The sequence below is a fragment of the Enterocloster lavalensis genome (assembly GCF_046603895.1).
In the GTDB taxonomy this organism is placed as follows: domain Bacteria; phylum Bacillota; class Clostridia; order Lachnospirales; family Lachnospiraceae; genus Enterocloster; species Enterocloster lavalensis.
On record NZ_CP176637.1, the window covers coordinates 751,150 to 775,039 of the forward strand.

A 23,890-nucleotide genomic window follows, 5' to 3' on the forward strand; every position below is an offset into this window, starting at 1 on the left:
AGCGCTCCGCAAATGCCGCCGCACGGGGACGAAGGGAACAGTAACTGCAAATATAGGGTGGAGCTCTGAAAACTCCACCCTAACGTTTGAAATTACTTTCTGATGCCTAATTTCTCAATTAAAGCACGGTAGCCTTCCAGGTCGGTCTTCTTTAAATAGTCCAGAAGTCCTCTTCTCTGTCCAACCATCATCAGAAGTCCTCTTCTGGAGTGATGATCTTTCTTGTTGTCCTGTAAGTGCTGGGTCAGCTCGGCAATTCTGGCGGTCAGGATCGCGATCTGTACCTCAGGTGAACCGGTATCTCCGGGCTTGCGGCCATACTCCGCAATGATCTGTGCTTTCTTTTCCTTAGAAATCATGATGTTTCCTCCTAAATTAAAATTAGTCTTACCGTAAACCAGGCCGTCGGCTGGAGTCACCGGACAACCGGGCATCGGCGTCATTTCATACCGATTCAGTATATCACACTCCGGTTCGGTTGTAAACCGGATTTTTGAGTAATTGAAAAACTTTGAAAAACATTAATAGGATTTCCATTTTTGAGTTTCTTATACCACTGTGTCCAACTTTTCCCCACATCACTTCCCATCTGATTTGAACCTTTACAATAACCGCGATTATGTTGTATTGTTCTCTATTATCGATAACGAGGGGGCAATTAATTTTTCCCCGCATCTGCGTAATATTTTTCAGCCGGGTAGCGTCCGTTCTGCTGTTCCGCCGGTACTGCCGGCCTCAGGGCTCGCCGGTCTGGCGAGAATCCCGCCTTCGGTCCGCTCCCGCTCCTCCCGCCCCGCCATGCGCCGCACAAGCAGCAGGGTGATTCCCAGGCAGACCGCTTCGGACACTGTGGGCGCCCACCAGATGCCCTCGCCTCCGAACAGGGCGATGCAGCTGGCCAGGGCTGCAAACAGAATCACCACGCCGCGTCCCAGGGAGATGACCAGGGATTCCTTTGGCCGCTCAACCGCCGTAAAATATCCAGATCCCACCACGTTAAAGCCCACGATCAGGAAGGAGACGCTGAAGATCCGAAACACCGACGCGGAATAGACCCGCAATCCGGTCAGCTCCTTTGAAATAAAGACATTGACCAACAGCTGCGCCCCGCCCATGCAGGCAAGAAACGCGGCCCCGGCCAGGCCCACGGTGGCGGCCAGGGAGTAGCGCAGCAGCTTTTTGCAGACCTTATGGTCCTGTTTCCCGTAGTAGAAGCTGATGAGCGGCTGGATGCCCTGGCTGATGCCCGCCATGGACATGACCACGATCATATTGACATAGGCGATGATGGTATAGCTCACCACGCCCTGCTCCCCGATGTAGCGCAGAATGGCGTGGTTGAACATGAGCACCGTGATTCCCGCCGACAGCTCGGTGAGGCCGGAGGACAGTCCGATCTTCACCACCCGGCCCAGCTGCCCGAAATCCCAGCGCGGTTTTGCAAACCGGATGACGGCCTTTGGCCCGAGGAAATGCTTCAGGTATAAAAAGACCGGGATCATCTGGGAAATGCCCGTGGCCACCCCGGCGCCGGCCACTCCCCAGTGGAACACCATGACGAACAGGTAGTCCAGAATGCAGTTGATCACAGCGCCCAGGGAGACCACGATGGTGGCGAACCTGGGGTAGCCGTCGGTTTTTACCAGCGTCTCAAAGGTGTAGGAGAGGATGAAACACCAGGCAAAGGGAAGGATGGACAGGATGTAATGGCGCGCATACTCCATGGTGGCCTCCGTGGCCCCCAGAAACCGGACCGCGGGGTTCACTCCCAGCCACATCACCACGGTGATCAACAGGGACACCGCCGCAGAAACAATCAGGTTCTGGGTGTTGGCCTGGTTGGCCTCCAGGTGTTTTCCCTGTCCCAGGTAGATGGCCACAATGGTGGACGTGCCCACTGCGAAGAGAATGGACACAGAAAACAAAAAGTTCACAAAGGGCGAGACAATGTTCACCGCTGCCAACGCCGACTCGGACACGCCCCTCGCCACAAACATGCCGTCCACCATGGTATACAGCGCAAAGATCCACTGGGCCACCACCGACGGCCAGACAAATCTCCAGAAATTTTTCTTCAGTGAAATACCTTCGAAATTCATAAAATTCCCCCTTTTATTTCAACACGGCCAGCGCGGATGACTCCGTTTTGACAACCACCGTTGCAATTCCAGTATAAACCTTGGTATAATACCAAGGTATACAGCAAAATTTGCCAGATTTAGGGGGAATTCCATGTCTACATATTATAAAATCGGTGAGATCGCGGCCTTATACGGCATCAGCACGGATATTCTGCGCTATTACGAGGAGCTTGGCATCCTGGTGCCCCGGCGGGCGCCAAACGGATACCGGATCTACCGCACCGAGGATCTGTGGTGTCTGAATGTGATCCGCGACCTGAGGGATTTGGGATTTTCCATGGACCAGATCCGGTCCTATATTGAGAACAGAAGCGTGGGCTCCACCCTGGAGCTGTTTCAGCAGGAGCTGTGCCTGATCGACCAGCAGATCGCCCGGCTTCAGGAGCTGCGGGACAACATTATCACCCGCCGCGAGACCATCGCCCAGGCAGTCCGGCTGCCACTGGGGACGATTTCGTTAAAAACGCTGCCCGGACGGCCCTGCCACCGGATCATGCAGAGCTATGAGACGGACGAGGAGATGGATGTCCTCATCAAGCAGCTGGTGGCGTTTGAGCCGGACCGCCAGTATATTATCGGCAACAACCAGATGGGCTCCTTCCTGAACCTGTCCGACGCGCTGGACGGGCGCTGCCAGCAGTATGAGGCGGTGTTCCTCCTCCACCCGGAGGGAGAGCATTCCATCGAGGCGGGGACCTATCTGTCCGTCTGTTACAGCGGCAGTTTCCGGCAGACCCGCCGGTTCGTGCCCCAGCTCCTGCAGTATGCCCGGGACCACGGCATGGCGGCCTGCGAGCCCCTGCTGGAGCTGCTCTGGATCGACAACCACACCACCAAACATGTGGAGGAGCAGGTGACGGAGCTTCAGTTGAAGGTTGAACTGGCTTAGAGAGGCAGGGCGCGCCTAGAGTTTTCTCGGATTGCACAGATATGCACCGGTCCGCTCAGATATCCTCCACCCCGCACAGCCGGTCCGCCCCAAGCTCCGCCAAAATACGGTTTTTTTCATTCATTGCTCCAAAATGGTCCGGGCAGCAGATCACCCGGCCGCAGGCTTGCAGCACTTCGGCCGCACGGGCAAACGCCTCCTCTCCGATGGGTTCGAAGGCGCGCTCTCCGATCAGGCGGGAGGCCAGGGCCTTTGCCACCGGATAATCGATGTCATTTTCATGGAGCACTCCGGCTGCAAAGGGAATTCCCCTGCGCTGGAGCCTGCGGTAAACGGGGATTCCGCTGCCGTTTCCCCCGATGACAAAAACCTGGGGGGACCCCTGTGCCGGTTCCATTTCCAGGCAGCCCAGCTCCGCCTGGTAGCTGCCCTTGGTAATTCCGTAGAGCCTGGTAATGTATGTGGAGGTGAAGATTTCCTCCGGGACGCCGCAGCGCTCGATGGAGTTTCCGTTGACGCAGACAATGTAATCGGAAATCTTCTGCGCCAGGTCCAGCTCGTGGAGGGACATCAGCACCGCAACCCGTTTCCGGTGTACCAAATCCTTCAGAATGGTGAGTAATTCCAGCTTGTGCCGGATGTCCAGAAACGACGTGGGCTCGTCCAACACAATGGCCTCCGGCTCCTGGCAGACGGCGCGGGCCAGGAGCACGCGCTGCTTCTGGCCATCGCTGACCTCCGTGAAAAACCGCCCGGCCAGCTCGCCCGCGTGCACCAGCTCCAGGGCCTCCCGCACCTTTCTCCGGTCCCCGGCGCCAAGAATCCCCATCCGGCCCGTGTAGGGATAGCGGCCCGTGCCCACCACGTCCTCGCAGGTCATTAGCTCCGGGTGGATCCGCTCCGTCATCAGGATCGCCATGCGCCTGGCGATCTCCTTCTCCGGCATGTCGGACATCCGGGCACCGTCCAGATAGACCGCGCCGCCCAACAGGTTTAACTGCCGGATCACGCTCTTTAAAATCGTGGATTTTCCCGCTCCGTTTGGCCCGATGAGAGTCACGATCTCCCCCGGCTTGACATGGAGTTCAATCTGCCGGATGAGGGGAACGCTCCCGTAGCCCACGTCCATCTGTTCCGTGTAAATGTAATCGCCCGTCATGTATTCCGCCTCCTCACTGCATGTTCCTTCTGCCGCGCACCATCATATAAATGACGATGGGCGCGCCAAACACCGCTGTGACCGAGCTGATCCCAAGCTCTGTTGGGGCGAACACCGTCCTCGCGATCAGATCGCAGAACAGGCAGAACACCGCCCCGCCCAGAAAACAGCCCGGGATCAAAAGCAGCGGTTTTGCGGTCCCGAACAGGCCTTTCACCAGATGGGGAACCGCGATGCCCACAAAGGAAATGGGACCGGCAAAGGCGGTCACGCAGGCCGAGAGCAGGCTGGAGAGTAAGATCAGCTCCACTCGAAACCGCAGGATGTTCACGCCCATGTTTTGGGCGTAGACCTCCCCCATCTGATAAGCCCCGATGGGCTTGGCCAGCAGAAATACCAGAACGAGGGAAAGAAACGTCACCGCTGCCATTACCCGGATGTTCTCCCAGGACATTCCCGAAAAACTGCCCATGGACCAGTTGTGCAGGTTCACAATGTTGGCGTCGTCCGCAAAGGTGACTACAAAATCCGTGACCGCGGAGCAGATGTAGCCGATCATCACACCGCAGATCACCAGCATGGACATCTTCTTCACCTTTCCGGAGATCAGCAGCACGAACCCCATGGAGATCATGGCCCCCGCAAAGGCCGCCAGGATCATTCCCCCGGAGCCCATGGGCAGGCCGCGGCTTAAAAACGCGATCATCACCAGCGAGACTACCAGCTTTGCGCCCGAGGAGATGCCCAGCACAAAGGGACCGGCAATGGGGTTGGCGAAAAAGGTCTGCAGCAGAAAGCCGGACACCGACAGGCCGCCGCCCAGGATCGCCGCCGCCAGAATCCGCGGAAAACGGATGTCCCAGACAATGCGTTGGGCGGTCTCTTCCCCGGCCCGCCGGAACAGAACCCGGCCAATCTCCCTTACGGACAGGGACACGCTTCCGGAATTGAGATTCCAGATCATTAACATACACATCAAAGCTGCCAGCACGGCAAATGAGAGGCCGTGCCTCAGGCAGGATCGTTTTGTCATAAAGATAACTCCTATCAATTCGCGCTCTGCATCAGCGCAGAGGGTAGATGTAGGTCATTTCCGACGGATCCGGGTCCTCCTCCGTGAGCATCCGGTGGATGTCCAGGATCATTGTTCCCAGCCCCATACTTTCCTGAAACAGATTTTTTTCCGTGCACCACACATGGCCTTCCTTTACCGCTTTAAAATCGGCCAGAAGGCTGCTCTTGGCCAGCAGCGCATCCAGGGATTTCAACTCCCCGTCGATGGTGCTGTTGTAAATGATGTAGTCCGCGTCCCTGGCCGCGGCATAGAAAGCTTCCATCTGCATGTTCATGGTGGACAGGGCGTTTTCCGGTTCCGCAGAATTCTGGGGCGCGTAGGTTCCACCGGCCAGCTCGATCATTTTTGCCACGTAGTCGCCGGGTTTTCTCACATTGACGTACCCGTTGGAGCTGACATAGAAAAATGCCACGGTTTTGCCCGTCGGCTCCTGTCCCATCACGGCGTTCAGCGCGCTCATCTGCCGGTCAAACAGCTCCCCTGCCATTTCCTCCCGGCCAAGCAGCACCGCGTACAGCTTCAGCCATTCCATCCGTCCCAGGGGATGGCTTTCGTAGCTGGACCGCTCCACCAGCACGGGGATGCCCAGCGTTTCCAGCTGCTCCTTCACCTCCGGGGAGTGATAGATCATGGTGGACTCCACGGCCAGATCGCAGGATTTGGAAAGGATCAGCTCGTAGTCCGGGGCGTTGTATTTACCCGCGTAGGACATGGCTCCGCTCTCAATGGCCTGACGGGCTTCCCGGATGTACCAGCCGGAGGCATCCGTGCCGGACAGGGTGATCCGGTCCACAGCGTCCAGACTGCAAAACAGGTCCATGGCCGAGGTTGCCACCAGGTAAATGTTGTTCAACGGGCGGCGGATCACGGTCACACCGTCCGGGAGGCCGCCCGGAACCGTCTCCCCCTCCGGAACTACAAGATAACGGTTGTCGTCCGCGATTGTAATCATGGCAAAGCCGTTGTCGTAGTAATCCACGGAAAACTGGTCGGCGTAGAGGAGCTCCATGCTGTGGTCGATCCGCATGTCGGACCAGTTTTGGGGCGTGGAGGGGACAGGGGAGGCGACTTTACCGGAAGCCGCTGCACCGCCGGATGATGGGGGCGCGGCAGCGCCAGGTATGGGGGCGATGGCTGAGGCATCGGAGCCGGTTCCCGCTAAGCCGCTCTCCCGTTCCGATACCGGGCGCTCCGGGCCTGCGTTTTTCCCCGCTTGGCCGGAGCAGCCGCTGGCCGCGGCGGCAAACAGCGCGGCGGCGATTATGATTGTAAATATTTTACGTTTCATCGTCAATCCACCCGCTTCAGTGTGGCGGAGTCAAAGGTCAGCGTGTATTCGATCTCGTGGGGCTGGCTCATGGCGATGGTGTCCGCGATCACCGGCATTCTCCAGTCAAACCCGGTCACCGGAATTTCAAACGTGGAATTACCCTCGGTGGCGGCCAGGCCGTATTTCTCTCCGTCCACTTTCATGTAATCATAGTTTGCACTGCCCCAGACAATGGTGGCGGTAACATTTTTATTCTCCACCCGCAGCGTGGCGGGCGACTCCACCGCTGCCCGCCCGGAACCGCCGCATAGCCTGACCTCACATGTGTAAACGCCGTCCTCCAGTTTCAGGCTCTCCGCAGTGGCGATTTTCCCATCCGCAAATGCTTCGGCCGGCAGGGAGTCCGCCCGGAATACCAGCTCCCGGTCATACCATTTCTCTTTCTTCTTGCTGAAGGCGCTGCAATCGATTCCCATGTCCAGCGCTTCCACCGGAACCGCGTAGGTGTAAGCGCCGTCCGCCGTCTCCACATATGGAATGCAGTCCGCTTCGGAAGCCTGCGCCGCCTCCTCTCCGGTCCCCATGAACAGCTTTAAATATCCGGTCCCGCTGGTAGCCATGACCGCGCTCATGACGCCGTCCTTCACCGTCAGCTGGCAGGACGTGATTCGGAACATGCTGGAGCTGGAATCCACTTTTATAGGGTAAACGCCGTCCTTTATTTCCGTTCCATAAACCGGCACCATTCCCGCTTCCACTACATTTTTAGGGCTGACCGTCTCATTTTCCGATGCCACCTGTCCACCGGGGGCAGCGCTTGTGTTCTGTCCGCCGGGGGCAGCGCTTGTGTTCTGTCCGCCGGGGGCAGCGCTTGTGCTCTGCGCGCCCGGGGTCTCCGAATGATCCGGCACTCCGGCTGTGGTCCCTGCCACCTCTGCCGTCTCCGTGGATGCGGTCGTCCCGGCCGTTCCCGCGGCTTTGCCGCCACAGCCGCCTGCCATCAGAACAGCGGCAAGAATGGCAGCGGATAAACATATTTTATGTATGCGCATTTTTATTTTACCTTCAAAAGGGCGATCAGCACATTTCCCCGACCGCCCCATCTTTCTTTTTTATTTACTTCGCCGGAACTTAAGCCCCGCCGAGGGCGTATTCCGGCCAATCAACTGCCGGGAAATATGCTACTTTGCCAGACTGTCCACAGCCGCCCTGGCGTGCTCCACAAAGATCTGCTGAATTCCCTCCATCTCGCCCAGACCGCGGACCAGACAAGTCACCTCATATCCGGCGTTCTCAAAGGTTGTTTTCCAGGAGTCCTCCTCGTCGCCTGCCATGTCGTTGTTGGCGTGATCGCCCGCAACAATCATGAGCGGCTCCAGAACCACTCGCTTGTAATCGCCAGCCTGAACCATGGCCAGCACGTCGTCCAGACTGGGGGCCGCCTCAACGGTTCCCACATAATAATTTTTATAACCGGCCTCGGTCAGCATTTCCTGCATTTTGGAGTACACCTGGTTGGACTCCGCCTCCGTGCCGTGACCCATAAAGCAGATCGCGGTCTCGCCGTCGTCGTACTGGGCGGTGGCTTCTGTAATCACCTTGATCACCGCCTTAAAGTCGTCCTCAGAGGTCAATAGCGGCTGGCCCACAGCCACCTGGTCAAAGGCGTCGGAATACTCCGCCACCTCGTTCACAAGGTCCGTGTACTCCAGACCGTTCATCAGATGGGTCGGCTGGATTACCAGATTCTTAACTCCATTTTTTTCCGCCCGCGCAAGGGCCTCCCCCACATTGTCGATGGCGATGTTGTCCCGCGTTTTCACGTGGTCGATGATAATCTGGCTGGTGAAACCTCTCCTCACGGAGTAATCCGGAAACGCTTTCTCAATGGCCTCCTCGATGGCTCCGATGGTCAGCCGCCGGTTATCATTGTAGCTGGTGCCGAAACTGACGACCATCAGCTCATTCTCACCAATATCATCCTGATTTCTCACATTGTCCCTGGATGCATCTCCCGTATCGTAGTTCTCCTCGTCCATTTCCTCCGCTGCCGCAGTTGTCTCCGCCATGGTTGTCTCCTCTGCTGTAGTCTCCGCCTCTGTGGTTTTTGCAGAAGTCTCCGCCTCGGACTCTGCCGCGCTCTCCTTCTGTCCGCCGGAGCAGCCCGCCACCATCACCGCCGACAGCGCTGCTGCCGCAAATACGACCGCCAGTTTGTTCAGTCTCATCTTCTTTTCCTCCTTTTTTAGACACCATATCGCTGCGTAAAAGGTAGGGGAATATGCCATCTGTCTGCATTGGAGGATGTGTCTCAAACTGGCGGGGGCGCTGGACAGCGCCGTAAAGCGGTTGCGCTATGCCATGGGCCGCCGCGAAATGCCGCAGAGCTGCCGCACAGTGCCATGGGCTACCGCGAAATGCCACGGAGCTGCCGCGCTATGCCACGGAGCTGCCGCGCAACGCCATGGGCCGCCGTGCAGCGCCCGTCTCTCAGGGACGCACTGTCCCCGGAGCTAAATCCGTCACCGTTTGAGTCAGAGACCTGCGGCGGTAAACCGCAGACCGGCACAACCAATTACTCGTGATTTGGAACTTCTATTCCCGTACCAACAGCCGGCAGGTTTCCTGACTTGCAGATCCGCGCGCAATGACCGCCTTCCCAATTCCGTTGGAATCAGTGACTGTCCATGACAATGGCCATGCACTCCCTGCTTACAGTGACGAGATCGTACAGGATTTTCACCTGTTTCCCTTTTACCCGCGTCCGCAAAGCGGACCTCGGCACCAGCTGCTCTTTACCCGATATGTTCTATATCCTATCACTGAATGGCGGAAAATGCAATAAATTCCATCTGGTGTCCCTGTATTTCCCCGCATAACGGCACGACTTGCAAAAACAGCCGCGGGAGACAACATAGCTGCCGTTCCCGCGACTGTTCTTCCGAGTAAAACCCCAACCAGAGTTCCTTATTTTTCCAAATAATATCCCGACACGCTCCAGCCGTTCTCCTCCCGCACCAGCTCAACGCCAAGATAGCTGTAAGAGTCCTCGCCCGCCACCCGGTACTCGCACTGGACCTCCAGCTGGTCCCGGTTTTCTGCGCCGCTCAAATCTCCTTTGATCTGAAACGCGTCCAGCCGGTCCCAGAGCTGCTCTCCGGCTCCCGCAATCTTCTTGGCCGCATTTCCGGTCATGACCCGGGCCATGGCCGCGGGGTCGTCCTGGAAATACGCCTGAGCAAATTCCCCGACCACTGCCTTGACCGCCTCTGCCTCCGAATCCTCAGTCCCGTTTTCCGCACGCTCCGCCTTCGCTTCCGATAATTCCGCCTCCGCACTCTCCGCTTCTCCCGACGCCGGCGTCACCCCCTCGTTCCCTTCATTCGCCCCGTCAACTTGTGCATTATCCGCCGCTTCCACCGCGCCGCTCCACCCGGTGGGCACCCAGATTCCGTCAGCGCCAAAGGGGCGCTCCATCCGGATCACAACGCCGCTTCCGTCCCGGAACTCATATGTAACCGAGGACTGATCCCCAACCGTTTCGGCGGCGGCGCTCCCGCCCTCCAGATTCAGCAAATAGGGGCCTGCCGTCTCCGGCGCAGCTAAAAACGCCATAACCGGATCGCCTTTTACATTCTCATTGAGGGCAGCTCCCATGCCGTTGGTCCGGTAATCCAAGGGCGTCCCTTCAATCCCCTGCCCGTAGGCAGCCTCAAATTCCGTCAGGCCGGAAACCGCGTCAAAAATCGAAAGGGCTTCCCGTTCCACATAGTAAATCCCATCGGACTTCTCCCATTCCAGGGTTTCCTTCCACACCCAAAGGTGGGGCTCCGACGTCATAGCGTAGTAAGTAATCTGAGCTCGCGTGCCCTCCACCTGAATGTCGTACCGCCCGTCCATGGGCCAGGGGCTGGACCAGCCGAAGCCCAGGTAGTTCCCGCTCTCATCCGTACTCACCGGCTCCATCTCATAAAAACCGGCCTGGCGTTCCGGGCTGTACAGACCGGCCAGGGCCCGCCCGTCCCGGCTGCAGAAATACTCCGCCCACAGCCCGGTCCGCTTCTGCACACCCTGGGCGGCTCTGCCGGTATAGGTGCAGGCGATCAACGCCGCGGAGACCGCCAGAATCAAAGCGGCTGTGAGCGCTGTCGTCCTGGGGCGTGCCGCCAGCAACGTGATGCGCTCCTTCATGGTCTTGCGGCCAAACACGAAATCCGCGGAAATGCAGAACAAGTCGGAGAACGCCTGTTTTCCGGCCGTCAGGGCGATCAGCGTCCGGCCGTAGTCAAACCTCTCTTCTTCTCCCAGCCGCTTCACCGCCGCCTCGTCGCAGGCCAGCTCGCAGTCGCGCTTGGACAGATAGGCGGCCAGAAGCACAAAGGGATTGATCCAGTACGCGCAGACCAGCATGCAGCGCAGCGCTCCCCACACTGGATCCAGGTGGCGGGCATGGCACGTCTCATGGATCAGAATATGTTTCATCTGCTCCGGTTCCGCCTCCAGATCTTCGGGCAGATAAATGGACTGCTCGCCCAAAAACATCACCAGACACGGCGACCGTAGATCCGGCGCGCGGTAGACCGGCAGATGGGTAACTCCGTAGACTGCGCCCCGGCAGCGCACCCTGGTCCGCCGCAGTCTGGCCGCAAAATGAAAATTCACCCACAAAATCCACACCAGCAGCACTGCGCTCCCGGTCAGCCAAACCGCCAGAAACACCAACTGCCAGTCCACCCCCACCAGCTTCTGGGGCAGCGTACTGGGATTGACGTATCCCCTGACCCGGCCGGTGAGAATATTGTCCACAAGCGGCTCCATTTCCGTGCCTGCAATCACCTGATCGTGCAAGCGGTCCACCGCGTTCATCACGCTGAAGGAGCTTCTCAGCGTTTTCAGCCACCGGTCCGCGGGGTAAAACAGCGGCATCAAAAGGCGCAGCGCCGGCAGTCCCCACATGGCGTACATAATCCTGGGGCTAATCCGCCCGCTAAACAGCAGGCGGCAAGCGCAGATTCCCGCAATCAACGCGGATGATGTAATCAGAGTTTCAACCATTCCGCCCCTCCTCCGCCTTTTTCAGAATCTCCTTCAGTTCCTCAATCTCCCGGTCCGAGAGCGACCGGCTGTTCACCATGGCGTCCACCATCAGTCCCAGGCTGCCGTTGTACACCCGGTTCAAAAATCCCCGGGTCTCCTCCAGCGCCGTATCCTCCCGTGAAACCGCGGGGTAAAACTGTTTGGCCCGCTCCCCCTCCTCGTGGCGCACCGCCCCTTTGGCTTCCAGACGCTTCAGCATGGTGATAATCACGTTCTTTCCCCACCCGGTGTCCTCCTCCAGCGCCTTGGTGAGCTGTGTGATGGTTTTGGGCGGTTCCTCCCAAAGCGCATCCATTAATTTCCACTCCGTCTCCGACAAACCGATTTTTTTCATGGCGTTTTCTCCCGTTCAAACTTCCGAATTAGTATACATTTGTATACCTCTATTATAGGACAGCTAAAACGGTCTGTCAACCAATTCCGCAGCAATGGCCATTGCAGCAGCCAAAAAGACGCGGGGCCTCAATCGACCTCACGTCTCTTTGTTCTGACTATTTACTTAATTAAAACCGTCCGCCTGCCGCGATATTGCCTGCACCGTATACGCGTCCTCTTCTCCCCTGAAATACTTCTCAAGCACCTGCCGGAATACGGGCTCACGGCTCACCAGGCTGAACAGCGTCATCGAGGACTTCAGCTTTAAGTCGTCCGGCCAGCCCATGACCGCTGTGGCGTCGGAGGACTCCAGCTTCAACAGTTCTGAGGATATCTCTAACAGGCGTTTCCCCAGAACCGGGTGAGCCAGGTACGCCTCCGCCTCCGCGCGGTCTCTGATCGCGTAATACCGGGCGGTCTGGCTGTGCCCCAACCCGCTCAGCTGTGGAAAAATATACCACATCCAATGGCTTGTCTTGCGGCCGCTCTTGATCTCCCGCAAGGCGCGGGCATAACTGTCCGCCTGGGCCTGCACAAAACGCTCCAATCCGTCCAAATTTTTATCCTCCCGCAAGCTGCCTATTTCAGCTGGCTGCCGTCCTTAAACGCATTGCCGACCTTTTCGCCAAGCTTCAGGTAGGCGTTGTTGAAGGGGTCAAAGGTGATAGGACAAAGCTTTTCGGGATCGACCTTTCCCGCCTCGTTCAGAATCCGCTCGTCCGCGCTGACGTTGACAATCTCGCCAAACAGATGGCCTGTGGCGGGATCATAACTCAAAAGCCTGCACTCCAGGGACAGGGGCAGCTCGTCGATCAGTGGGGCGTCCACCAGCTCGCTTTTGGTGGTGTGGAATCCGGCTCTGGCCAGCTTATCCGGCACGTCGTTGGCCGACACCAGTCCCAGGTAATCGCACTCCGTCACATGGGCCTCGTCCGCCATGCTGACCGTGAACGCGCCCCGGGCCAGAATATTTTTCACCGTCTTGTGACCCTTGCTCAGGCACATGCCGATCTCCGTGGTGTCGCTGATCCCGCCCCAGGCCGCGTTCATGGCGTCCGGGGTTCCGTCCTCGCCGTAGGTGGCTACAATGAGCACCGGCTGCGGGTACAGGTAGGGTTTTGCTCCGAAGTTCTTTCTCATTTTCAATACCTCCTCGTGTTGTTCAACTTTACTTTTTACAATTCAGGTAATATGATACTTTGTCACCAGCCGCCAGGCTTACTCCTGACGTTTCGCTCTGTTTTATCTGTGACAATTTCTTTCTCAAGCGGATATCGCGGATCCGGCCGGGCAGGAGACGCGCAGTCTCTGAGGGTGTTTTTTGAAGAAAAAATGATAAATTCATAGATCATATTTTAGCCCAAATCAGCTTGATTTGCAAGTTTTAGCATATATATTAGCTTATTTTTCCGTACTTTATTTTACAACGTTTTCTTTTTCAAACACAAGCGCTAATGCCTTCATCCATCGCATTCCCGCACCGCCGGTACCCCAACGCACAAAAACGCCGCCACCAGCACCAGCGCGCCCGCAATCAGAAACCACTTCTCAACCCCATACCGCTCCGCAAACGCGCCGGAGACCACCAGTCCCAATGGCCCGCTGAGCAGCCGGATGCTGGAGGACAGGGACAACACCCGGCCAAGGTAGCGGTCCTCGAAGTTGCTCTGAAGGAGCGGCGTGTACATTCCCCAGTAAAATGGACCGGACACGCCCATGAGCCAGGAACAGGCGGCGAACAGCCAGAAACCGCCGGGCGGCAGCATGCCGGAGATAAATAAGCTGAAGCTCATGAGAAGGAACGAACCAACAATGGTGTAGACCCTGTTTTTCGTCCCTCCCCACCTGGACAGCACCAGGGAACCGAACAGCAGGCCAACGGAGAATACCACCTCCACGATGCTGGCGTTTGTGCTGGTGCCGTTGAAATAGGACATGCTCATCAGGGGAAACAGGGCGCTGGTGGGCATCAGCGCCAGGGTGTACAGGCTGCCGATCATCACCAGCCCCAGCATCCCCTTGTTGGTCTGAAGAATCCGAAATCCCTCCATCGCCTCCCGCAGCACCCGCACGCTGCCGCTGTTCTCATCCCGCCGCAATTCAGGTATCACGGCGATTCCAAGGGTAAACACCGCGATCAGCGCGCCGATGACGTCCAGAAAAACGATTCCACTTAAGCTCCAGGAGCTGTAGAGCACAGCCGCCACCGCCGGGCTTAAAATCTGGGACACGGACTCCAGGGCCTGGGAGTAGCCGGAACACCTGGTCAGCTGGTCCGGTGGAACGATCTGGGGCGTGACCGCCTGCAGGCACGGCGTGTGGAAGGCGGCGCCCACAGAGCGGAGCAGCAGCACGACTAGAATCAGCTCCGTGGACAGCGCGCCCATCCATCCGGCCGCCACCATGGCAAAGCTGGCCGCGGAGATCAGCAGGTCCGAGATGATCATGATCCTCTTTCGGCTGTACCGGTCGATGAACACGCCGATAAACGGCCCCAGCACGCCCTGGGGCAGAAAGCCCATCATCATGGCGATGGTCAGCACCATGGCAGAGCCGGTTTGGTCCGTCAGATACCACACGATGGCAAACTGGAGGACAGAGCTTGAGAACTGTGAAAAAGCCTGGCCGGTCCAGATGGTGAAGAAATTTTGTTTCCAGTTAGTTGATGCGGTGTTCATTTTGGTCCTCCCATGGTGTCCTCGCGTTTCATCCTTTTACTTTTCGCGTATCTTCGCATAGTATACCATAAAAATTCGGAGGGTACCACAACGCTATCTCACGCCTCTATCCCAAAAACGATTGAACCTTATCCTCCGGCATAGATCCAAGCCGCCTGTCCAGCAGATCCAAAAAGCGTCGAATGGCGGTAAGCTTTTTATTCCCAGAGTGCTCCAAAAACACATAGAGCGAGATTTGTTCGTCAAAATGGTCTGCATGCCAGGCTTTGAATTCCTTGTTCCATGCCACGTAAATTTCCTTCTCTTCTTTCATGCAGCCCGTGGTAATGAACCCGTTTTCATTTGGCAGCTCCCGGTAAGTGGCCACCACAAAGGCTTCTGCGTAGGCCGGGCGAATCTGGGTTCTGGCGGGAAGAGGCTGGGTGTAATCCTGTAATGTGATAAATGCCAGGTCGTAAATTTCCCCGCTCCATATACTGGTAGGCGTCCTCGAAAAAGGCGGGGACAGCTGGGCGGGGCCCCCGTGGAGATCGGTGCGTATGATCTGGGCAGTGACGTTTTCAGTTACTACATGAATGCAACCGGCACCCCCGGAGCGTATTTCTTCCTGCTGTCCGGGTATGAGGGTGGTGAACGATTATTTGAACCAGTAGAGAACAAAGAAAACCGCACGGCATAGGTGAATCACCTTGCCGCGCGGTCTTTTAGAAACTTATATTGCTATCACATACTTTTGGCTCAATCACAGTTCCCCGGCGCCCTCATCCCTTCCGGCAACGGACACCGATAAGGCTTTCCCTTTGTTGCCTTCCTAAATTCCTGCCTCGCCTTTTCCATAAGTTCCGGTACTGTAAGCAGTTCAAGGGCAGATTTTGCCAGTATTTTTGCCCCATACAGCATCCCCTTCCAGCCAATGCTGTTGGCGGAGCAGGCGGTGACCTGCCAGCTGTGCCCCGGCGCACCAATATTGCTGCACGCCGTAGTAAAAAAGGCGGTGGGGACGATATGCGCCACATCTCCGATGTCCGAGGAACTACAATCGCCATATGTGAGCATGGGAAGGACTCCCTCATGGATCTCCATGTTATCCGGCAGATCGTACCGGCCCAGCACCGCCGCCCGGTTCGCTTCGTTGAAGCGGTTCAGTTCAGACGCGTACGCGATCTCCTCCCCGGTCCAGGGTTCCTGCTGGATCTCCAGCATGGCCCGGTGAACCACCTCCTCCAGCACGCTGTTGTTTAATGTATCGTAACACCCGCCCAAATACTCTACCTCCAGTTTAGTGCCGGTCATAAGGGCCGCCCCTCTCGCCACGTCCACCAGCCGCTCATACACCGCCTCCACGTCCTCCCGCTTCGCCGCTCTCACAAAATACCAAACGCACGCCCGGTCCGGAACAATATTGGGAACTGTCCCACCTTCTGTGATCGCATAGTGGATTCTGGCGTCAGGTTTGATATGTTCCCTGAGATAATTGGCTCCGATGTCCATCAGTTCAACCGCGTCCAACGCCGAGCGGCCATTGTAGGGATCCGCGGAGGCATGGGCGGAAATTCCCTTAAAATGGAACTTTGCCATATCCGCGGCGGTCATGTTTCCACAGGTCGTCATATTGCTCTCCATAGGATGGAACGCCAGGGCCGCATCCAACCCGTCAAACAGACCTGCACGCGCCATAAAGGGCTTTCCTGTGAGAACCTCTTCCGCCGGACAGCCGTAGAATACGATTGTTCCTGGTATGTGATCCCGCTCCATCTGCGCTTTCAGGGCAATGACAGCGCCCACATTTGCGCCGCAGATCAGGTTGTGACCGCAGCCGTGGCCGTATTTCTGTCCGGGAACCGGCTCGGGCGCGCTGCTCCTTGTCTGGCTCAGTCCCGGGAGCGCGTCATATTCGCCCAGAAAACCGATGACCGGGCGTCCCGTTCCAAAGCAAGCTTTGACAGCGGTCTTAATCCCTCCGGCCTCCCGCTCCACCTCAAACCCATGTTTCTCCAAAAGATCTGCGGTCCAGGCGCTGGCCTTGAACTCCTCATAGGGCCCTTCCGGGTTCTCCCACAAAGCGAGACTCAGTTTGATTATTTCTTCCCTATTTCGTTCAATTTCTGAACAGATAAATTCTGCGTCCATCACAACCTCCTCCACACATCCCTGATCACAGGAAAATGTTTCCAGCCAGTATTCCCAGGGCATTACCGATGATATACCCGTACACGCCAATCAGCACAGCCGGTATCATCAGCCTCTGCCACTTTTTACTCCCCACATAGGCGCAGGCTGTGGCCGGACCGCCGTAACTGGAGTTGATTGAGATCAGGGCTTCTTCCAGATTCATTTTAAAGATTTTGGCAATGCCCAACGTGATCGTCATGATAAAGAAAATGATGATGATTTCAGCTACAACAATCATCGGGGCGATCTGAATGATTTCGATAATGCTGGCTCCCGTGCCCATCACCGTCATAAACAACAACAGCATGAAGGAGCCGATCTCCTGCCCAAACCGCATGGATTCTGCGAACCGCGGAAATGTGGTGACGATCACCAGGGTTAGGACGGACGTGACCAGATAAATATTGCTGAACAGCATGTCAAAAACGGTGGGTAATCCCAGCGAGCCCATGAAATTACAGATCAGCGTGGACACTCCCAACACGCCGAAGGAGAAGGCCATCAGCTTCGCAAATCCAAGCACCGTATATCCAAGCGCCTCCCCAGCCGCCGCTGTCTCCACCTGCTGGGCAGGGCATACTTCCTGGGCTTCCAGCTCGTCCATATAAGGGTGTCTGAAATTCTTTTTGAAAAATTTCAAGTTGGGGATCATCCCGATGATAACCAGGAAGGACACCGCCACCAGATTGCTTCCCACCGCGGCCGCTCCCACCACGTCGTGGCTTACGTTAAAGGTTTTCGCCATTGCCGCCTGGTTGACCGTACCTCCGGTACACACTCCCACCTCCATGGCCACATACCCGGCGATATCTTTTGCGAAGTAGGCGTTATTCCGAAACAGAAATCCTACCGCAATACCGCCGATCACAGCGCCCGCACAGGCCACGTTCATCAGAATAAACGAATGACCGCTCTCTTTTATGATTCGTTTGATGTTCGCCTCCAGCAGCACCATGGGGATTGCAAGAGGCATTATATAATCGTAGACAACGTCATATGCGCCAGATGCAGTTGGCAGCACATGACAGGTGACAAGCGCAACGGCCGTGAATATGCTGACGCCCATACCAGATAAAATACCGGCCCAGCGCCATTTTTTCTCGGCATACATCCCAAAGGCCGTGACTCCAATGATGATTGCAAAGATTAACAGGGTATCATTGATTAACACTCCATCCATATGTATTCCTCCGCTTTCGTAACGGTTCAAGGTCTGCCGGTTCTCTATCTCTCTTTTGATTTTAAAATATAACCCATAAATTCAATCATTATTCTGGCCGCGAAGATCCCCGTATACCCGGATGGATCATACTGGGGAGCAACCTCCACCAGGTCAAATCCCACAACCTCCCCTTTCTTTGTGATTCCATAGAGAAGATCATTGATTTCATAGTAGTCAAGCCCGCCGGCAGAGGGTGTTCCCGTTCCCGTGACCAGAGCCGGGTCCGTTCCGTCGATATCGTATGTGATATAGTAACGCCCGGCCGGTGGAATCTGACTGAGCGCGTAATCAATTCCCTTCTTTTTCACATCTCTGGCAGAAATGATCACGCTTCCATAGGCCCGGGCTGCCTCAAAGTCAGACTTCATACTGCTGCCAAGGCCCCTGATTCCCACCTGGGCCATGCCGCTCACATGGTTCATCTCGGAAAGCCTGCGCATAGGACTTCCCTGCCCCAATCTCTGTCCAGCCCGCTCATCGCACCAGTCCAGATGAGCGTCGATCTGGACCACACAGACCGGTCCCAGGCTGTCCAACGCCCTGACGACCGGTATTGTAATGGAATGGTCTCCCCCCATCACCACGGGCATAGCGCCTTTTGCAACAATCTTGCGCACCGATTCCTCGATGTTCCGAAAGCTCTGCTCCAGGTCGCCGTGGACGATATCGGCGTCGCCGCAGTCCACGATGCGCCAGCGGCTGTCCAGAAACATCTCATCTCGATCCGGATCATAGACCCCGTCGTCATTGGTAAACGCCGTCAGTTTGGAGCCGGCCCGGATGCATTCCGGCCCCTGATTGGTGCCGGAACGGTATTGAATTCCCATGTCATAAGGCACGCCCAGAACCGCCACATCGGCCTCTAACTGGTCCAAGTCCGTGCAGATTTCCTTTTTCATAAACGAGCATATGCCTGTCATCGGCAGATTTAATCGCTTTCCATCCATATCATAACCTCCATAAGAAACTTGGTTGAATCGTTCCGCTTCAGGGCCCTTCAGCTTTGTCCTTCATCTTATATGCATGTCCGGGGCCGGTCAACGGCAAAAATAATTCAATTTTGAATTATAATGTTGAATTGCCCGTTCACGTTTTATGATATAATCAAGGAAACGCATCACTGGTCATCAGCCTGGCGGCAGATGACAAGGATCAATAAAGTAACGCAGGAAACAAACAAGGGGGGAATTATGGACGCAAAATACGTTGATAGTGTTCCAATTTTTTACTTTAACCAGAGTATCCGGGATTTGCTCCACTATCTGCTGCAAAATGAGATCGAAAAGGATCACATCATTTTGTGTGACGCCAGGAGAAAACCCTGCGGAATCATTCACACCGGCAAGCTCTATAAGGAAATTGCCTTCGGCCTGCAATTCGATCATGTATTAGAGTCCATCTGCGACAGCAGCTATGTAACGGTCTCACAGAACTGCCGCTTCATCAACCCGGAACTGGTCGCGGGCAAAACCATTGTAGTAACTGATGAGGAAGGCCGCTGTGTCGGGATCGCCAATCAAACAGCCCTCCTGCTGGATCAGATTGAATCCGACGATACCTACCGGAAAAAGATCAGCAAATCCTTCCTGGCCGATCTCAATTTCGGTTTCATTTTCTCGGATATTCACGGAAATGTTCTGAGCATGAATACGGCCGCCAACCGTCTGCTCTACAAAACCGGCCTGTCCAGCATTGGGCGGATCGACGATATCCTCCCCCGATTCAATTACTCCAATCTCAAGCAGACCTATCAGGCCGTATACAGTGACATCAGCCTGGAAATTCAATCTTATCCCTATTACGAGGAGGGCGAACCAGTCAAAATCGCCCTGTTTCTGTTCAATCTGTCGGAACTGCATGCCAGCAAAAAATCTTTAGCCGAGGTAAAGGCGAAGTACAAGGAGCTGTTAGAGATCGCCAACCACTCTTACGACGAGATATACGTCACGGACAACACCTGTATGTGTGTGTTTGTAAATAAGGCATGTGAGCGGATTTACGGTCTGAAACGGGAAGAGATGCTGGGAAAAACAAGCGCGCAGATGAAGGCGGGCGGGTTCATTTCCTCTGATCTCAGTGAAAAAGTCATCAAAACGAAGCGCCGGCTCCAGGAAGTTCAGACGACTAAAATCGGGCAGAAAATTCTGGTCATCGCAAGCCCTATATTGGACAAAAACGGGGATGTGCGCAGAGTTGTGATCAACTCCAGAGAAATTTCCGATATGATCGACGTCAGAGTCTCGGCAGACAATTTGAGCCGCCAGAACTGCTCCAATATTACGGACAAACTCATGGATCTGACCCTGACGTCCAATAAGATTGTGGCCGAATCCGGGACCATGCGCAAGGTGATCAAACAGGTGACCCGTATCTCCCAGACAGACGCCCACGTTCTGATCTCAGGAGAGACCGGCGTGGGCAAGGACGTGATCGCCACTCTGATCCACGAAATCAGCAGCCGGCGCGGCCACAATCTGGTCCGGCTGGACTGCGGGGCTCTTTCCGGCGAACTCATAGAATCGGAACTGTTCGGCAGTGAAACGACGGCTGCCATTGCCGGACGTAACGTGGGAAGACCCGGCTTGTTGGCGCTTGCGGACAAAAGCACTCTGTTTTTGGACAAAATTGACGAGTTTCCCTATGACCTCCAGGGGAAGCTTTTGCACGCAATCGACGACAAATGCTATACGCCCATGGGCAGCAGCCGGTCCGTCAACAGCGATTTCCGGCTCATTGCCGCCACAAGCAAAAATCTTCCCGAGCTGGTCCGGGAAGGACGGTTTCGGGAAGATTTATACTACAGACTAAATGTGATGTCGGTGGTGATTCCCCCTCTCAGGGAACGCCGGGAAGATATTCCGTTTCTGATACAAAGTTTTTTGAGCAGCATCAATAAAGCGGCGGGAACCCAGAAGCGCATCAGCCCGGAGACGATTGAACACCTGAAGCGGTATCGATGGGGCGGAAATCTGCGGGAGCTGAAAAATATGTTGGAGCAGCTCTGCATACTTTCCGACGAGGACCTAATTACAGAAAAGGATCTGTCTCTTTTGCCGGAATTTGCAGCCACTGAGACGGATCCTGCCGACGATTACATCTCCCTGATCGGACAGCGGGAGCTGCCCGCCATACTGGATCTGTTTGAGGAAAAGCTGCTCAGGAGTTCCGTCAAGCGGTGCGATTCCACTTACAGCCTCGGGAGACTGTTGGGGATCAGCCAGGCTACGGCTGTGCGGAAATTACAGAAATACGGGCTGAAATTTTAATTCCCGCCGTTTTCCCCCTCCTCCAACTCATACGCGCTCACCAGATAATAATGCCTCCCATTCGCGCTGGTCTCCATCTTAGCAAGCTTCCTCATCGCCGCCGCCTTCCACCTGCGGGCCTCCTGAATCATTTCCCCGGCATTTAACAACAGGTCGCAAAGCTCCAGCGCCCACTGGTATTCCTTCTCCTCCACCGCGGCTTGAACCGCGCGCAGGACCGCCTGCGGGCCGCCCATCAGGGCGACGGCCTTTTCGCCCCGTTTCCCGGGGGCCAGGGGGTGCAGATGGGTGGGGTTGCCGTCGAACCAGCCCGCGTAGGCCGTGAAGATCGCCCGGACCGTCCACTCTACCGTACCGTAATACTCCCCGAGGTAGGGCAGGTCTGCATATTTCTCCGGCAGGGCGATCTCCGCGGCCAGCGTATCCATGTCCTTGCCCTCGTTCATGCCGCGGAGGGTCTCTTCCAGCACATAGGCGATGGCGTTGCGGAAATTGGCCAGCACCTCCGCCACCTGTTCCCGGCCGCAGACGGGCTTCGTATGCCCGGGCAGCAGGTATTCGGCCTCATAGGAGCGGATCTTGTCAAGGCTTCTGACCCAGGCGGCGATATCCCGGTACTGGCCGCCCCGGATGGCGTAGAGATTGGGCCAGCAGCCATAGTAATTGTCGCCGCAGCAGAGCACCTTTTTCTCGGGAAGCCAGACCAAAATCTGGTCGTCGGTCTCCCCTTGAATCCGCGCCATCTCCACGGTGACGCCGTCGATTTCCCGGATCACCTGATCCTGGTCGTAGACGACGGTCGGCCTGCGGAAGGCCCTGGCCTCCCCGTACGCCGCGCCGGTGCGGATTCCGATTCCCTGGGAAATGTTCTCCTCGTCGCTTAAGCTAAAGCCGAACTGGCGCGCGCCCCGTTTGTTCAGGATATCCTGCACCATGCCGCTGTGTTCCAGCACCGGGACGCAGGGCGAAAAAGCGATGGCCTCCGGATTCGAGAGATCGAAGGCACCGGCGCCGCCCCTGTGGTCCACGTGGCTGTGGGTGTAGATCATGGTCCCCACCTCTTTCCCGGTTGCAGCCTGGATGATCTCCCGGAGGCGCTCTCCCCGCTTGCCGGTGTCCAGGGTGTCAACCAGGATGACGGAGGTATTTCCTTCGATAAAGATTGCGTTGCTGTGGCCGATGCTTAAAGCAATCCAGACGCCCGGAACGATCTCCTTCACTGATTCCTGGAAGGTATTTTCTGTATAATTCCTTAAATCCTGTTCTCCGTTTTGTTTCAACATTTTGATTTCCCTCTGTTTCATGCTTATTAGCTTTATATTAGCCAATATTCCAGGGATTGTAAAGCAGAGATCCGGAATATACACAGAAATCGCAATCTGGCCGGCAGGTTATCTGCATAAATATACATGAGCGCCCATGCAGGTATAGCAGGCGCTGATTTTCTCCTTAAACGTGCGCTCTTCCATCTTTGAATCCAGGTAAGAAAATTCCCCCTGCTCGATCTTATATATCGTAATATCAGCAGCCATGCCCTCTTTAAGTTCCAGCGCTTTATCTGAAATATGAAGAAGCTTTACCGGTTCTACCACCGCCTTTTTCAGAATCCAATGCCATGGTTTGTTTGTCAATCCACGGATCTTGGTAAGAACAACCCCCAAATTAAATACAGGACCATTGATATTGCCACCATGAAGATCACTTGAAATCGTATCGACGAAAAAACCTGCTTTCCAGGCAGTCTCGGCAGTCTCATAACGATAGGCGTTGGTGCCGTGGGATAAATCTAAAATAACTCCACGCTCACGCGCCTCCAGCACCGACTGTCTGATGCTTCCGTCCTCATTTAAGACTTCCATCACTTCACTATTGCCTGCAAGAGCGTGACACAGCACGTCGCCCGCTTTCAGATACGCCAAAAGGGTGTCAATACCAATACGGCTTCTGGGAGCATGAACAGCAATCGGCATATCAAGCTCATCTCCCAAGATACGGAGCTCGTTCATAACATAGTTTGGATCAAAGCAGAATTTGTCATCAATTCTGGCCTTCAAGCCTATGAGTTCATTGCGGTACTGCCCGGCAACCCGCTTTACGTTCTCCGGTACAATATCCTGAGGTCCCTCAAAATCCATTCTCGGTCCGCCAGCCCCCCTGCTTCCGATATAGAGGAAGGATTTGAAGGGCAGATTCGTCTTATATAAAAGCTTTTCCCGATATGCAGCATAATCATCCGGTCCAAGCGTTCCCATATCCACAGCGTAGGTAATCCCCTGGCAAAGCAGATCCCGTTCCACATCAATGCTAACTTTGTCACCTATTCTTGCAAAATGGCAGTGTGCGTCCAACCAGCCAACTGATACATACATCCCACTGGCATCGATCATTTCTGCGGAAGGCTCTTCAATATGCTCTGCAATTTTTGTGATTATTCCATCTTCTACTAATATATCCGCCTTCTCTTCACTTCCATCCATAATGGAAACCAGAATTCCATTTTTAATGATATACGCATTTAACATAATAACCCTTCCTCATAAACAGCC

Annotated in this window: 21 protein-coding genes and 1 riboswitch; of the genes, 3 read left to right on the forward strand and 18 right to left on the reverse strand. The window is 55.7% G+C overall.

Going from position 1 to position 23,890, the window contains the following annotated elements:
* Window positions 1-92: 92 nt before the first annotated feature.
* Both rpsO and ACK2JC_RS03310 read right to left on the reverse strand, forming a co-directional pair.
* Complete coding sequence (rpsO, locus tag ACK2JC_RS03305; protein ID WP_034590048.1) at window positions 93-359, reverse strand: 30S ribosomal protein S15; 267 nt, start codon at window positions 357-359, stop codon at window positions 93-95.
* A 330-nt stretch (window positions 360-689) separates the two neighbouring features.
* Entirely contained in the window at window positions 690-2,099 is a 1,410-nt protein-coding gene (locus ACK2JC_RS03310; RefSeq protein WP_320937385.1) for an MATE family efflux transporter, read from the reverse strand.
* A 133-nt stretch (window positions 2,100-2,232) separates the two neighbouring features.
* Here ACK2JC_RS03310 and ACK2JC_RS03315 point away from each other — a divergent pair, with 133 nt between their 5' ends.
* Window positions 2,233-3,030: a MerR family transcriptional regulator gene (locus ACK2JC_RS03315; RefSeq protein ID WP_118756817.1), complete on the forward strand. Its 798-nt coding sequence runs from the start codon at window positions 2,233-2,235 to the stop codon at window positions 3,028-3,030.
* Between the two features lie 55 nt (window positions 3,031-3,085).
* On the opposite strand, the gene ACK2JC_RS03320 is transcribed toward ACK2JC_RS03315, so the two are convergent.
* The 11 genes from ACK2JC_RS03320 to ACK2JC_RS03370 all read right to left on the reverse strand — a co-directional run bounded on the left by ACK2JC_RS03320 (window position 3,086) and on the right by ACK2JC_RS03370 (window position 15,054).
* Complete coding sequence (locus ACK2JC_RS03320; RefSeq protein ID WP_320937386.1) at window positions 3,086-4,189, reverse strand: ABC transporter ATP-binding protein; 1,104 nt, start codon at window positions 4,187-4,189, stop codon at window positions 3,086-3,088.
* A 13-nt stretch (window positions 4,190-4,202) separates the two neighbouring features.
* Window positions 4,203-5,222 (reverse strand): iron ABC transporter permease, encoded by a 1,020-nt coding sequence (locus ACK2JC_RS03325; RefSeq protein ID WP_320937387.1) that lies wholly within the window; start codon window positions 5,220-5,222, stop codon window positions 4,203-4,205.
* 31 nt (window positions 5,223-5,253) lie between these two features.
* Complete coding sequence (locus ACK2JC_RS03330; RefSeq protein WP_206197050.1) at window positions 5,254-6,552, reverse strand: ABC transporter substrate-binding protein; 1,299 nt, start codon at window positions 6,550-6,552, stop codon at window positions 5,254-5,256.
* 2 nt (window positions 6,553-6,554) lie between these two features.
* Window positions 6,555-7,586, reverse strand: coding sequence for a hypothetical protein (locus tag ACK2JC_RS03335; RefSeq protein WP_411338452.1), 1,032 nt, complete (start codon window positions 7,584-7,586; stop codon window positions 6,555-6,557).
* A gap of 129 nt (window positions 7,587-7,715) precedes the next feature.
* Window positions 7,716-8,762 carry a sirohydrochlorin cobaltochelatase gene (locus ACK2JC_RS03340; protein ID WP_118756813.1) on the reverse strand — a complete coding sequence of 349 codons (1,047 nt, stop codon included), beginning with the start codon at window positions 8,760-8,762 and terminating at the stop codon, window positions 7,716-7,718.
* A gap of 369 nt (window positions 8,763-9,131) precedes the next feature.
* Window positions 9,132-9,338: riboswitch (cobalamin riboswitch) on the reverse strand.
* Window positions 9,339-9,501: 163 nt separating this feature from the next.
* Window positions 9,502-11,589, reverse strand: coding sequence for a M56 family metallopeptidase (locus ACK2JC_RS03345; RefSeq protein ID WP_320937388.1), 2,088 nt, complete (start codon window positions 11,587-11,589; stop codon window positions 9,502-9,504).
* Complete coding sequence (locus ACK2JC_RS03350; RefSeq protein WP_092368503.1) at window positions 11,582-11,965, reverse strand: BlaI/MecI/CopY family transcriptional regulator; 384 nt, start codon at window positions 11,963-11,965, stop codon at window positions 11,582-11,584. The genes ACK2JC_RS03345 and ACK2JC_RS03350 overlap by 8 nt, the downstream gene beginning before the upstream one ends.
* Before the next feature lie 165 nt (window positions 11,966-12,130).
* Window positions 12,131-12,562, reverse strand: a complete 432-nt coding sequence (locus ACK2JC_RS03355) for a DUF1810 domain-containing protein (RefSeq protein WP_320937389.1) — start codon at window positions 12,560-12,562, stop codon at window positions 12,131-12,133.
* A 23-nt stretch (window positions 12,563-12,585) separates the two neighbouring features.
* On the reverse strand, window positions 12,586-13,146 hold the full coding sequence (locus ACK2JC_RS03360; protein ID WP_007710709.1) for a flavin reductase family protein: 561 nt from the start codon (window positions 13,144-13,146) through the stop codon (window positions 12,586-12,588).
* A gap of 320 nt (window positions 13,147-13,466) precedes the next feature.
* Entirely contained in the window at window positions 13,467-14,684 is a 1,218-nt protein-coding gene (locus tag ACK2JC_RS03365; RefSeq protein WP_227169880.1) for an MFS transporter, read from the reverse strand.
* Window positions 14,685-14,790: 106 nt separating this feature from the next.
* A complete protein-coding gene (locus ACK2JC_RS03370) occupies window positions 14,791-15,054 on the reverse strand; it encodes a hypothetical protein (RefSeq protein ID WP_320937390.1) in 264 nt (87 codons plus the stop codon).
* Window positions 15,055-15,207: 153 nt separating this feature from the next.
* Here ACK2JC_RS03370 and ACK2JC_RS03375 point away from each other — a divergent pair, with 153 nt between their 5' ends.
* Window positions 15,208-15,363 (forward strand): hypothetical protein, encoded by a 156-nt coding sequence (locus ACK2JC_RS03375; RefSeq protein WP_320937391.1) that lies wholly within the window; start codon window positions 15,208-15,210, stop codon window positions 15,361-15,363.
* A 59-nt stretch (window positions 15,364-15,422) separates the two neighbouring features.
* Here the strand turns inward: ACK2JC_RS03375 and ACK2JC_RS03380 are convergent, their stop codons facing one another.
* Genes ACK2JC_RS03380 through speB form a run of 3 tightly spaced genes read right to left on the reverse strand, consistent with a single transcriptional unit; the run spans window position 15,423 to window position 19,025 of the window.
* The gene (locus tag ACK2JC_RS03380; RefSeq protein WP_320937392.1) at window positions 15,423-16,814 is read right to left on the reverse strand and encodes an amidohydrolase; all 1,392 of its coding nucleotides are present in this window, start codon (window positions 16,812-16,814) and stop codon (window positions 15,423-15,425) included.
* 25 nt (window positions 16,815-16,839) lie between these two features.
* The gene (locus ACK2JC_RS03385; protein ID WP_007710666.1) at window positions 16,840-18,036 is read right to left on the reverse strand and encodes a DUF819 domain-containing protein; all 1,197 of its coding nucleotides are present in this window, start codon (window positions 18,034-18,036) and stop codon (window positions 16,840-16,842) included.
* Window positions 18,037-18,080: 44 nt separating this feature from the next.
* Window positions 18,081-19,025, reverse strand: a complete 945-nt coding sequence (speB, locus tag ACK2JC_RS03390) for an agmatinase (RefSeq protein WP_320937393.1) — start codon at window positions 19,023-19,025, stop codon at window positions 18,081-18,083.
* Window positions 19,026-19,268: 243 nt separating this feature from the next.
* On the opposite strand from speB, the gene ACK2JC_RS03395 reads away from it, so the two are divergent.
* Complete coding sequence (locus ACK2JC_RS03395) at window positions 19,269-21,344, forward strand: sigma-54 interaction domain-containing protein (protein ID WP_320936243.1); 2,076 nt, start codon at window positions 19,269-19,271, stop codon at window positions 21,342-21,344.
* On the opposite strand, the gene ACK2JC_RS03400 is transcribed toward ACK2JC_RS03395, so the two are convergent.
* Window positions 21,341-22,627, reverse strand: a complete 1,287-nt coding sequence (locus tag ACK2JC_RS03400; RefSeq protein ID WP_320936244.1) for an alkyl/aryl-sulfatase — start codon at window positions 22,625-22,627, stop codon at window positions 21,341-21,343. The two genes, ACK2JC_RS03395 and ACK2JC_RS03400, sit on opposite strands and share 4 nt — an antisense overlap.
* Window positions 22,628-22,735: 108 nt before the next feature.
* Window positions 22,736-23,866 carry a hypothetical protein gene (locus tag ACK2JC_RS03405; protein WP_368271058.1) on the reverse strand — a complete coding sequence of 377 codons (1,131 nt, stop codon included), beginning with the start codon at window positions 23,864-23,866 and terminating at the stop codon, window positions 22,736-22,738.
* Window positions 23,867-23,890 lie beyond the last annotated feature (24 nt).

Bases quoted from the DNA above. Each gene is read 5' to 3' on its own strand.
- rpsO (WP_034590048.1), bottom strand. From the start codon at position 359: ATGATTTCTAAGGAAAAGAAAGCACAGATCATTGCGGAGTATGGCCGC.
- ACK2JC_RS03310 (WP_320937385.1), bottom strand. From the start codon at position 2,099: ATGAATTTCGAAGGTATTTCACTGAAGAAAAATTTCTGGAGATTTGTC.
- ACK2JC_RS03315 (WP_118756817.1), top strand. From the start codon at position 2,233: ATGTCTACATATTATAAAATCGGTGAGATCGCGGCCTTATACGGCATC.
- ACK2JC_RS03320 (WP_320937386.1), bottom strand. From the start codon at position 4,189: ATGACGGGCGATTACATTTACACGGAACAGATGGACGTGGGCTACGGG.
- ACK2JC_RS03325 (WP_320937387.1), bottom strand. From the start codon at position 5,222: ATGACAAAACGATCCTGCCTGAGGCACGGCCTCTCATTTGCCGTGCTG.
- ACK2JC_RS03330 (WP_206197050.1), bottom strand. From the start codon at position 6,552: ATGAAACGTAAAATATTTACAATCATAATCGCCGCCGCGCTGTTTGCC.
- ACK2JC_RS03335 (WP_411338452.1), bottom strand. From the start codon at position 7,586: ATGCGCATACATAAAATATGTTTATCCGCTGCCATTCTTGCCGCTGTT.
- ACK2JC_RS03340 (WP_118756813.1), bottom strand. From the start codon at position 8,762: ATGAGACTGAACAAACTGGCGGTCGTATTTGCGGCAGCAGCGCTGTCG.
- ACK2JC_RS03345 (WP_320937388.1), bottom strand. From the start codon at position 11,589: ATGGTTGAAACTCTGATTACATCATCCGCGTTGATTGCGGGAATCTGC.
- ACK2JC_RS03350 (WP_092368503.1), bottom strand. From the start codon at position 11,965: ATGAAAAAAATCGGTTTGTCGGAGACGGAGTGGAAATTAATGGATGCG.
- ACK2JC_RS03360 (WP_007710709.1), bottom strand. From the start codon at position 13,146: ATGAGAAAGAACTTCGGAGCAAAACCCTACCTGTACCCGCAGCCGGTG.
- ACK2JC_RS03365 (WP_227169880.1), bottom strand. From the start codon at position 14,684: ATGAACACCGCATCAACTAACTGGAAACAAAATTTCTTCACCATCTGG.
- ACK2JC_RS03380 (WP_320937392.1), bottom strand. From the start codon at position 16,814: ATGGACGCAGAATTTATCTGTTCAGAAATTGAACGAAATAGGGAAGAA.
- ACK2JC_RS03385 (WP_007710666.1), bottom strand. From the start codon at position 18,036: ATGGATGGAGTGTTAATCAATGATACCCTGTTAATCTTTGCAATCATC.
- speB (WP_320937393.1), bottom strand. From the start codon at position 19,025: ATGGATGGAAAGCGATTAAATCTGCCGATGACAGGCATATGCTCGTTT.
- ACK2JC_RS03395 (WP_320936243.1), top strand. From the start codon at position 19,269: ATGGACGCAAAATACGTTGATAGTGTTCCAATTTTTTACTTTAACCAG.
- ACK2JC_RS03400 (WP_320936244.1), bottom strand. From the start codon at position 22,627: ATGTTGAAACAAAACGGAGAACAGGATTTAAGGAATTATACAGAAAAT.
- ACK2JC_RS03405 (WP_368271058.1), bottom strand. From the start codon at position 23,866: ATGTTAAATGCGTATATCATTAAAAATGGAATTCTGGTTTCCATTATG.